General features: G+C 57.6%; 7 protein-coding genes and 4 pseudogenes. 8 read left to right on the top strand and 3 right to left on the bottom strand.

Translation table 11 applies throughout. The annotated features are described in order from the left end of the window. The 3 genes and pseudogenes from AC0L20_RS38990 to AC0L20_RS38980 all read left to right on the top strand — a co-directional run. On the top strand, positions 1-201 hold a 201-nt coding region (locus AC0L20_RS38990; protein ID WP_473295521.1), incomplete at its 5' end, for a hypothetical protein. Positions 202-730: 529 nt separating this feature from the next. Further along, positions 731-1,464 (top strand): annotated as a pseudogene (locus AC0L20_RS38985) (outer membrane protein). Between the two features lie 192 nt (positions 1,465-1,656). Next, positions 1,657-2,016 (top strand): transposase DNA-binding-containing protein, encoded by a 360-nt coding sequence (locus AC0L20_RS38980; protein ID WP_473295522.1) that lies wholly within the window; start codon positions 1,657-1,659, stop codon positions 2,014-2,016. A 207-nt stretch (positions 2,017-2,223) separates the two neighbouring features. On the opposite strand, the pseudogene AC0L20_RS38975 reads toward AC0L20_RS38980, so the two are convergent. Further along, positions 2,224-2,814: pseudogene (locus tag AC0L20_RS38975) on the bottom strand (IS5 family transposase); the annotation flags it as partial. Positions 2,815-3,198: 384 nt separating this feature from the next. Here AC0L20_RS38975 and AC0L20_RS38970 point away from each other — a divergent pair. The 5 genes from AC0L20_RS38970 (at position 3,199) to AC0L20_RS38950 (ending at position 7,295) form a co-directional block, all read left to right on the top strand. Continuing rightward, on the top strand, positions 3,199-3,507 hold the full coding sequence (locus AC0L20_RS38970; protein ID WP_473251489.1) for a hypothetical protein: 309 nt from the start codon (positions 3,199-3,201) through the stop codon (positions 3,505-3,507). 5 nt (positions 3,508-3,512) lie between these two features. Next, a complete protein-coding gene (locus tag AC0L20_RS38965; RefSeq protein WP_035973649.1) occupies positions 3,513-3,785 on the top strand; it encodes a phosphoribosyl-dephospho-CoA transferase MdcG domain-containing protein in 273 nt (90 codons plus the stop codon). A gap of 418 nt (positions 3,786-4,203) precedes the next feature. Continuing rightward, positions 4,204-5,076, top strand: a complete 873-nt coding sequence (panB, locus tag AC0L20_RS38960; protein ID WP_473295520.1) for a 3-methyl-2-oxobutanoate hydroxymethyltransferase — start codon at positions 4,204-4,206, stop codon at positions 5,074-5,076. Positions 5,077-5,090: 14 nt separating this feature from the next. Continuing rightward, positions 5,091-5,942 carry a pantoate--beta-alanine ligase gene (gene panC / locus AC0L20_RS38955; protein WP_473295519.1) on the top strand — a complete coding sequence of 284 codons (852 nt, stop codon included), beginning with the start codon at positions 5,091-5,093 and terminating at the stop codon, positions 5,940-5,942. A 570-nt stretch (positions 5,943-6,512) separates the two neighbouring features. Further along, positions 6,513-7,295: a YggS family pyridoxal phosphate-dependent enzyme gene (locus AC0L20_RS38950; RefSeq protein WP_473295518.1), complete on the top strand. Its 783-nt coding sequence runs from the start codon at positions 6,513-6,515 to the stop codon at positions 7,293-7,295. Between the two features lie 1,711 nt (positions 7,296-9,006). On the opposite strand, the pseudogene AC0L20_RS38945 reads toward AC0L20_RS38950, so the two are convergent. Together AC0L20_RS38945 and AC0L20_RS38940 are read right to left on the bottom strand one after the other, a co-directional pair. Then, a pseudogene (locus tag AC0L20_RS38945) lies at positions 9,007-9,315 on the bottom strand (Dabb family protein); the annotation flags it as partial. An 852-nt stretch (positions 9,316-10,167) separates the two neighbouring features. After that, positions 10,168-10,583, bottom strand: a pseudogene (locus AC0L20_RS38940) (hypothetical protein). Positions 10,584-10,635 lie beyond the last annotated feature (52 nt).

Raw genomic sequence — 10,635 nt, 5'->3', positions numbered from 1 at the left:
ACATACCAAAACGCCATCGCCAACGCCGTCCAAAGAATTGACGACGCAAAGAACAACTTTGGTCGAGGGAAGAATGACACGAACATGCTCGCTGTCCTTTATCGACTCAGAACTTCAGCTCAGAAGATGAACACACCGCGGCCGCTGGCCACCACCGGTCGGCAAGCGTTATCGGCGATCTGGGCATTGGCGGTGTGGTAGGAAGCCTCGGGTGGAGAACGGCTCGCTCAACCAATAAGCAAAATCCTTCGGGCCGCATCCTTCATCCGCCGCGGGCGGAGGTTGCGTTTCGCATGCTCTGTCGACCGCGGGACACAGCGGCATCTGCGACGAACGGGTCAGCATCTGCAGAACATTGATTCAATCGAATAGACTTCATCTGATCTCTCGGAGCCGGTGGGTGCAACACGAGCATGGTCGTAACGGGGTCTTTAGTGGCGGCACGGGACAAGAGCAAGAGTTTTGCAAACCGCTTCACTCTTCTCACTTGCGGTGTGGCTTGCGACGATCTGACTTGCGTGCGCTTACTCCGCTGAAATCAGCGGCCGCAATCTATGCTCGCACGCGAAGGTGGATTGCGACGCTGTTGGAGATGATCTGCACCGCAACCTGACGCAGCGTTCGGTTCACGCATTTCTTTCAGCGCAAATGTTGCGATGCAGTTACAGCAATTCGCGCGGACGTGGTTAAGACGCATGAGGCTCGGGGCACTGAAGAGATGAGAGTAGAAATGAAGAACTTGTTGCTTGCGACTGTGAGCATTGTGGGGCTTGGCGCGTTGGTGCCCGCATTCGGCGCGGATCTGGCTGCGCAGCCGGCCAAGCCTCTCTACACCAATGCCCCGCGGCCCGTTGCGGCTGCAATCTACGACTGGAGCGGCTACAACGTCGGTATGAACGGCGGCTTTGGTTCAAGCTCGAATTGCTGGGATTCCGATGGTGGCAAGCCTGAGGGCTGCCATGATGCACCGGCGGAAGCGTGGGCGGGCAGATCGGCTATCGATGGCAGACGGGCCCGATCGTGCTTGGTGTTGAAGGCCAGGGGAACTGGGCTCATTTGACTGGTTGGAATCCCAGCGTGGCTTTTTTGGATATCAACCAGACCAAGATTGATGCGTTCCGCCTGGTAACGGGGCAGATCGGTTATGCCTTCGACAACGTACTACTTTACGCCAAAGGTGGCGCCGCGGTGACGAGCAATACGTTTCGGGTCATCTGGACGACGGGCGACTTAGGTGGAGAAAGCAAGCACGTTCTTTGGGGCGCCGCGTTGGCAGCCGGTTTCGAGTACGGCTTCGCACCGAATTGGTCGATTGGATTCGAGTACGCACACCTGTTCATGCGGCCAACCATAGTCGGCTTCACCGAGCCCGCTGGTGGGGTCGACCGCATCCGCCAGGATCTCGATCTTATGACTGCACGGCTCAACTATCAGTTTGGCGGCCCGATTCTTCTCAAATATTGATCTATCGTTCAAAAAGGTGGATAAGGCCTTGGCCTATGGCCCGGGGCCTATTTTGGTGTGCCAGGCATGGCACGGAGCGCCGCGACTGGCGCGGTTGACCGGCTTTCAATTACCCATAACTTTTTCCGCTTGAGCTGATCCGCGGATCAGCAAAATCTTGAAGAATCACTTGTGTTCCTTGCTGAGCACCTGATGCGAGAGGGGTGCTCTATGGGGCTCACATTGAGGGATCGATCGGCAAAAGGCCGTTTGCGATTTTTAGGCGGTGAATGTTGGATTGATCGAGAGACTAGTGGATGCCAGTTTAGGGACGCGCGGCTCGGCGACAGATTCCGCTGCTCACGCAGATTGGAAGCGCCATCGGACAAAGTATTCCGCTCGTCTGCCAATTGGGCGAATACCAAGGCAGCTTATCGCTTCTTCTCTAATGACCGGGTCAGCGAAGCGGACATTCTGGCGGGCCACTTTCAATCGGCGCGTGAGCGCACGATTGCCGCCGGCGGTCCGGTTCTAGTGCTCGATGATACGACCGAGTTCAGCTATCAAAGATAGAACTCCGACCGATCCGAATCACGAAGAGCATAAACAGCGGCCGGGGACAAGGCGGGCTGCCTGAGCTCGCACACGGTTTGCGGCATCCTGATGCACTCGAGCCTGGCGGTGACGACTGAAGGGCTCCGCTTGGGCTGGCCGCCGTCAAATTCCGGACCCAGAAGAAATTCAAGGGGCCGCCGCGCTCAAGAAGACTAGGATCCAAATTCAATTGAGCCAATATGCGACGAGAGCGGCAAGATGCGCAGCGGCCAAGAAATTCCGGCCGAGCTTGTCGCACCGCGGGGCGATGCGCCGGAAGTCCTTGAGCCTGCAAAAGCAGTGTTCGAGACGTTTCGGCCTTTGTAGGCGCATTTGTTGAAGCGCTGGATGGCAACACGGTTAGATTTATTGGGGATTACGGGTTTCGCGCCGCGACGAATGATTTCGCCGCGAAGCTTGTCGCCGTCGTACCCTTTGTCGGCGAGGAGCGCACTGATAGGTGGCGCGAGCGCCAGGACATCGGGAGCCGCTGCGATATCGACATCCTGGCCTGCCATCAGATGCAGGACGACCGGCCGGGAAAGGGATTGCTCAGCGTATGGAGTTTCGTCGTGCGGCCTGCGCGCGAGCGGCCGATTGCTTGATTGTGCTCCCCCCTTTTCCGTCGGACGCACACCGGTGCGCTTTAACCGAGGTCCAATCGAGCTACAGCACAACACCATCTTCGCCAGGCTTGGCCAGCGGTTCGAAGATTGCGCACCATCGTCCTCGCTTGGCCCAGCGATGAAGCGATTCGTAGATCGTCGTGTAAGGGCCATTGCTGTGGAAGGAAAATAGAAAACAGCAAGTGTGAATATGGTTGGCTGCGTCAACCGGTCGGCGGAGCGGTGAGGAGGCGGTTTGATCGGGCCGCAGGTTGATCGGGCCGTTGCTTTTGCTGAAAGAGGCTTAGGGTTGGTGGGGCATAGTATGTTGCAAGCCCTAGTCCGCACTGAAGGACATTCAGCAATCCATCGAACGTTCGAATACGCCAAGCACGACACTGCACGGCCCTGTGAAATATCCCCAACGTGCCGCTAAGTCCCGATCTATCTCAGTATAGGCAAGAGCCTCAAAATGTTCGACGACTGGCCTTGAGCGGGCATGCGAACAGCGCCGGCCACGCATCTGGGTCGGTTCTTGCACAATCGATGTCATCGCTTGCGCGCCGCAGCCGACCTGCAGCACCAGACCATTATCCAGGCGCCGACAAATGCAAAAAATCACAAGTTAGAAGAAGTCTCGCGTGCATTAGTCGCGGGTGCCATGCAGAGCGCACGTCTACTACAACATCCGGTAGGTGCCAGCGCCGACGAATGGGTGGCGTTTTTGTGCGGTAACCCACGCGCGCTCGTGGTGCGCCATGACGCAGTGAGTCGGTCGGTTCAATTTAAGAACAAGCTCATTGCGTTCGCGAAGCATTGGGGCTTCGGTCCTCGCGCCCGCGCTGCGTATCGGGCGCGCACGTAGAGAAGATGGAGAATGGCCTCGGCTACGTGAAGAAGAACGCGATCGCGGGTCATTCATTTGCGGGTTGGTCGGACCTCGACCTGCTTTGCAGGGTGGCGGCAACCAAGCAGGCCAGCACCCTGCGCTCTGACATCGCCGACATCGCTCGCCAAGCGCTGATGCGGCTCGACCAAGAGATCATTTGTGCCGCGGGCAGCGTGCAATGGCGTGAGCCAACAACCGCGGAAACGGCCGAACTCCTGGTGAAGCGTCAAGGCGGTGTCGACAGCATGACCTGAGTCCGCGGGACCACTGACCCGGACCCCGACTGACCACAGCTTCACCTTTCCGCCACTGGAAGACCATAAGCTAATCGCAGCGCTTCGGCACGACTAGATCGGCGCCCCCTGCGTCGTCCCGTGCGCTCTCATCTGGAATGGCTCCGACGCCCCAGCGCGCCTTGAGGCGCGGCGTGACTCAAGGTGCTTCCACATGACAATTTGAATTTGGAAATTCTTGCTTGGTGGTCGCGCGACCATTGGAATGTTTGTGCACTCGGTCGCGACCTTGGAGACATATGTTTCTTTCTTCCTTTCACTGTTGACAGTTTTCTCTTGTCCTCCATACGAAAGCATGGTCCCAGGATGCGCGTAATACTCAGCCGCGTCGCTCGCAACATCGGATTACCGTTCGCCTAGTTGATGGAACGTATCAAAAATGAGCCACGCTTCGGAAGTGTCAGTTGAGCGGGTCACAATTCCAATCTTGCGGCGGTGGAGGCAGGAGCGGCGGCGTGTCACCATGACCACCGCCTATGATGCGGTTACGGCAGGCATCGCCGACCCCGTCGTCGACATCATTCTTGTGGGCGACAGTGTTGGCAATGTCTGTCTCGGATTCGACAACACGTTGCCGGTCAGCATGGCAATGATGAACCATCATCTGGAGGCTGTTGCACGCACAAGACCCCGTGCTCTGCTCGTGGCCGATCTGCCGTTTCTTAGCTTTCACCTTGGTCCGGAGGAGACGATACGTAACGCTGGAGGGTTCCTGCAGCGAGGCGCAGATGCCGTGAAACTCGAGGGCGGGGCCAAGCGCGTGGAAATGGTGCGTGCCTTGGTCGATTGCGAAATTCCTGTCATGGGCCATCTCGGCCTCACCCCGCAAAGCGTCAATGTCATGGGCGGATTCAAGGTGCAGGGCCGGAACGCCGATGACGCTTTACGGCTGCTCGATGACGCTCACCGTCTGCAGGAGGCCGGATGCTTCGCGTTGGTGCTTGAAGGCATTCCGGCCGAGCTAGCCCAGCGAGCGACCGAATCGCTATCGATACCAACCATCGGAATCGGCGCGGGTCCCGACTGCTCGGGCCAAGTGCTCGTATTCCATGACGTGCTGGGGCTAACCATAGGTCATCGGCCCAAATTCGTTCGCGCTTATGCAGATGGTTTTCAGATGTTACAAGAGGCGCTCTCGCGCTGGGCTGCCGATGTCCGCACCGGTGCGTTCCCGGCGCCGCAGGAGTGCTATAGGCTTCCTGAAAGCCTGAGTGACATTATCGCAACCTGGGCTCCTCCCAACCCAACCTGATGTAAGGTGCAACGATGCAGACGATTACCACGGTCGCTGAGCTTCGTCGTGAGCTAGCGAAGGCTTGCAGCGCGGGCAAACGCGTCGGGTTAGTGCCTACAATGGGGTATTTGCACGATGGCCATCTGGCCCTGGTCGAGGCGTGCCGAGCGCAATGCGATGTCACCGTCGTTAGCATTTTTGTCAATCCGGCTCAGTTCGGACCAAACGAGGATCTCAGCAGCTATCCTCGCGATTTCGTGCGCGATGAAAAATTGTGCCGCGACGCCGGTGTTGAGATTGTGTTCGCGCCGGGTGTACAGGAAGTCTATCCGGCTCAATTCGAGACCTTCGTCGAGCCGGGCGAACTGGCGAAACCACTCTGCGGGGCTTTCAGGCCTGGGCATTTTCGGGGCGTGGCGACCGTCGTGTGCAAGCTGTTCAACATGGTGCATCCGGCCGTCGTGTTTTTCGGGCAAAAGGATTTTCAGCAATGCGCGGTCGTGCGTCGCATGGCGACAGATCTCAATCTTCCCATCAAGATCGTCACCGTGCCAACCGTTCGGGAACCGGACGGGCTCGCGATGAGCAGCCGCAATCGGTATCTCAGCAAGGAAGAACGTCGGCGAGCCGTTGCCATCAGTCGTGGACTGTTCGCCGCGGCGGAAGAATTCCGCGCAGGAGTGCGCGAGGTGGAGAAGCTGATTGCGATCGCCGAGCGGCAACTTGAGACAGTTGATCGGCTGCAATATCTTGAACTTGTCGACGGTGATACGCTCAAGCGCGCCGAGAGTCCCCTGCGGTTTCCGGCGGCGCTCTGTGTCGCAGCCTACGTTGGTTCGACCCGACTGATTGACAACGTCCTACTGGGACTACCAACTCCGTAGCGCAATTCAGAACCAAATCGATAAACCTATCTTCTCGTCATAATCCACGGATCGGCCGACCGATTCACCTGTTCAGGCCGTGGGCCCAACCCAGCGATTTGAGACGGTGCAGGTCCGGGATTTGAGCGTCGGGCACTCCGCGACCCTTGTTCCGCCGACGCAGCGCAAACCTTAGCATCTGGATGTGGGTCGGACATGGATTTAGCGATGAAGGGCTGGGTGCGCAAAGTTCAAGCCGCTCAGCGTCGTCAGACCAGAACTGCCCCGATTTTGAACGAATATGAACCTTACTCGTGAGTGGAGGGGCGTGAATTGTCTCTCCCGAGCAGCACAGAACTTTCCGTGCTGTCCTCCCTGAGCCAGAGCGGCGAGTTGGGCGATGGCGGATCGCGAGATCCGGAGCACTTGTCTGGGATTAGGATCGTCCCTATGAGGGGGATACGGCCTGGATTATGCGTCGATGTGAGAGGTTCTGACGAACTAGCCGGACTCGGCTCTGCTTTATGTGCTACCGAAATCATTGGCCTTTGCCATGTCAAACACCATGAACGTGGAAGCGAGCAATTCGCGATGTCGCAGATGAATAGCGCCCGATTCACGGACGATCCGCGCTCGTTATTGCGCTCCAACCTTGATGAGCTTGAGCAGCGCATAAATCGGGCTTGTATGCGGGCTCGCCGCAGCCGTTCAGAAGTTCGTGTTTTGCCTGTCAGCAAGACCGTACCCGCCGCGATTATCCGTATCGCATCCGAACTCGGCCTTTGCGAGTTCGGCGAGAACAAGGTCCAAGAGGCGGAGAGCAAGGTCCGCGATTTGGCCGACCTGTCGTTGAACTGGAGTATCATCGGTCACCTCCAGACGAACAAAGTGAATTCGATGGTCAAGTTCGCGAACGAGTTTCATGCGTTGGATACCTTGAGATTGGCCGAAGCGCTCCAGGCCCGCCTGAGCGCCGAAGGCCGGCATCTCGACGTGTTCGTCCAAGTCAACACCTCAGGTGAGGTGAGCAAATACGGTCTGCTGCCCCACGAGGTAGAGGATTTTGTTCTTCGGCTGTCCGACTATCCAGCCCTTGTCCCTCGCGGCTTGATGACTCTCGCCGTCCTGAGCGGAGAGGCGGACAAGGTTCGCGAATGTTTCAAGTTGCTGCGCGGGCTTCGAGACGCACTCCGCGATAGAACATCGACGCGACTTGATCTCCTCTCAATGGGGATGACAAGCGACTTCGAGATAGCAATCGAGGAAGGTGCCGATGTCATAAGAGTTGGTCAGGCGATATTCGGACCTCGGCCGACCAAGGACGGACAGTATTGGCCAGGGCTTCCTCTCCCCACCAGCGCGCTATCCGAGTGAGGCCGCGGGACCTGCCGCGAGTTCTGTTTCGTCCGTCGCCTGCCAACAGCAGAGTAAAATCACCACACCAATGCTAGCAAGTCGCCCCGCCACGTTCGGCATGACGCCCCTTGTGAGCTGACCAGGCTCGATGGCGGACCCACTCTAAGTCGACACGCCGGAGCCTCGCCGATTGCAGGCGGGCCGCCCAACGGAAAACACGGCAAATTTCTCCGCGACCAGGAACACTAAAGTGCGCCGCGAGGTTCTTCTGCGTCAGGGATAGGGCTTGCGGAGTTCTCTTCCATGGTGAACGCCTCGCGCAACTGTCTCCGTGAGCAGGGCTCGGTGGGTCACTGAGATATTCGATTGTTAGCCTGCCCTAAAGATACGTTAGGGTGCTGGCTTCGCAGAAGCAGGGATTTGCCGTCCCATATCGATGAACTCGAGCGCTCCATCTCTTGACGCCCGCATCAAAATCGAGCGCACGCGCGTGGCCGGGCAACGAAGCCGCCGCGCCGAATATAATGGCGCGCCGGCTTCGCATTGGGTGAACCCGGACGGGGCAATGTCCGGTGCGTGAACGCAACGCTACGATGCGTTGCCGCAATCAAAACCCCGAATTAATTGATGCCCTGGGTCGAGGTTAATTCTGGAACCGAGATTCGAGCGTGCAAGCGAGCAGGAACCTTCTGCTTTTCAGCCTCCGCGCCCCACCGATCAAAATTCATGGTTTGCCGGATCTTATCGCTAGAGGATTGGACATGACACTGGACGTGCAAGAGATGGACTGCGAGAGCGCCTGGAGAAGCTCTACGCGAAGTGCCGCCCACGGCGTTTCGCTCGTTTTGAACCAGAGCGGAGGGAAGCGAGACCGCTGGCGCGCGTGAGCGAACTCTACGGACGCTCGCCCGATTTAAGCGTCCGCGGCTAAACCAGGTCGGGCTACTCTGATCATGGGCGGTGCCACGGGATGGTCGCATCCAATAATTACAAGATCGGCACGGCAGAAGCAGAGCCCGAAAACGCGCGAGCAGATGCCGCTTATCCTGAGAATTCTAGAACGGCATCCGGAAATTTCAAACGTGATAGAGTTCTATTGATCCGAGCACCTGAAAGGTATTGATAAGTTCAACCGGCCTAGCGGTCTGTGTGCTGCCCGCATCAAATGAACTCGACCCATATTTCCGCAATACTGCTCTTTTCGCGTTGACCGGTATGTTATCGAGCTGCGCATTTGTGAAACCGATCTATACGACCGCGTTTAAGGAAGCTCTGCAAGCCGTAGGAAGATTGCGAATACTGCGTCCCCTTGCGGTGCGAGTATCGACTCCGGATGGAACTACACCTCGTATGTCGCTTGATTCCGATGGGCAAGAGCATGATCGCCCTATCATCCCAGAGTGCTGTCACTAGCAGAGCGCGAAGTGTCACCCTCGGATCACCCACAATGGTCTCTCCGTTGCAAATACCTTTCCTGTCCGCGATCATATAAGCCCAGAAGGGATCGCACGTCATATGCGAATGCTGCCCGAGTACCGCGTCTCTCGATGCGCTATCCAGGCACGTTAGGTGCCTCCGATGCGAGAGGCCTCGCATGGCTGTGACGGGCTCGATCCACTGCAGTTCCACTACTGAATGACTCTGTCGCTCAGCGATATATGTAAGATCGTAATTCGGCCCGCCGAAGGCGAGCGTTATATCACCCCAAAACCCCTACATGCCTGTCAGCTTAACCACGCGCGTAGCGAGGGCCTGCCGAACATACTGGCTCCGCATCTGCAGACAAGCTGTAGGCGGCCGCGAGACGTAGCTCTCGCAGCGGCTTACCTGCCGGATCGATTGCTGGTAAAGCTCGGCGCTTTATAGGCTTCGAGGCGCCTTCGTCGTCGAACTCACCGTAGACGATCACGTCAATTTCGTTTGGCCGGTCACTCTTGCGGTTGCGAGCGACTTCAAGCCGGCGTGCGTACGGGATTTTGGCGAGAACGGAAAGGGCTTCGATTACTTTGTCGATGTATGCCTTGTCTTTTGCGGTGAAGAATACGACGTGTCAAATCATAGTTGGCCGTCGGTAATCCCGAACAGTTGCGGTTTGATTTCGTGGAAAGCGAAGCGTCCTAGCCAAGTCATGCAGGACTCGGGCAGCCGTCCAGTGGCCACCGCACGGTAGGCGCCCTGCACGATCGCACTGCCGGGTGTTTAGCTGAATCTCCTTCGGCGGCTACTGCGCAAGGTGGACCATGTCTGAGACCAATTTTCGCCATCAGCAAGAAAGCGCCTGATCATCAAGCCCCCGAACAAGTTTAAGTATATGACTGCGTGGACGCCATTCGCTTTGCGCGGAGGTCGTGCATGAAACGATCTCACTTGCTGGATTGAGGCATAAGAACTGCAGGAAAATGCGCTCGCTTCTCGAATACAGGCGAGGCGCCGTCATAGAGCTGAAGGAAAGAGCGCGCCAAGCCCTGGAGCGTTGATGTCGAGGCATGACTTCAACTCTTTATGCATCCGGCTGATCACCGCAGAGAGATCGCTCGTGAAACTACACCCAACTTACGGAACGTAGCGATGGTCCACCCCTGCCGCCGTGTTCGTTTTACAAGTGCGCGATCTCGTAGCGTAGCGCATCGAGCCCGCAACGCTATCTCCCCCACAGCGTCAGCACCGCTCACGCGCAATGGCTGCGCGGAGCCTTCGAAAATGCCATGCAGAGGTTGAGAAATGCCTGGCGCGAAATGCGCGCAGGGCATCTCGCCAACGGCTAATAGCCGGATCGCATTGCAACAAAACGCCAGTCTGGCGAGGCTTACCTGCTGTCGCGAAAGAGCCGTCGTTTCACGTACAGGCGCTTTTCGCCGGCCCGCACCAAGGGGCCCACCCATGAGCAACGCTAGTAGGCGCGGCGCACCAGTCGAGGGAGGTCGAATAGGATTCGGATAGAATTTATTCGCAACCGCGAGCACTGCCATTTCATCGGTTTCGAGCGCGATCTTTGAGCGAGCATGATGTCGCCGGTCACCAGGGGGCGTTCGGGAACAAAGCACCACCCGATTTTTGGCTGGCCGTTTTCGTCGATCTCGACAACATTGCTCACGCTGCCCTGGTGAATTCGATATCGTCGACCCGTGTGAGAGCCCGTGACTTCGAAATAGCCTCGGCATCAAATTGCGCACGCTGCTCTGGGGATAGCCAATCCCACAGAAGACGCCGCGCACGCGCTTCCGGGCCGTTTTGCTTAATGAAGCTCCAATAGACGAAACGCAGGGCGCGCAAACGCGCACGGGGATGTCCCGGGTTCTGTTGAATTTCTGAAGAGGTCGGCGTTGCCCCCCTTGAGCCGGTAGGCTCGGGGTGCTGA

It is taken from the genome of Bradyrhizobium sp. Kon58, from assembly GCF_055807455.1.
The sequence above is the reverse complement of the archived record's forward strand: the minus strand, read 5'-3'. Positions and strand labels throughout refer to the sequence as shown.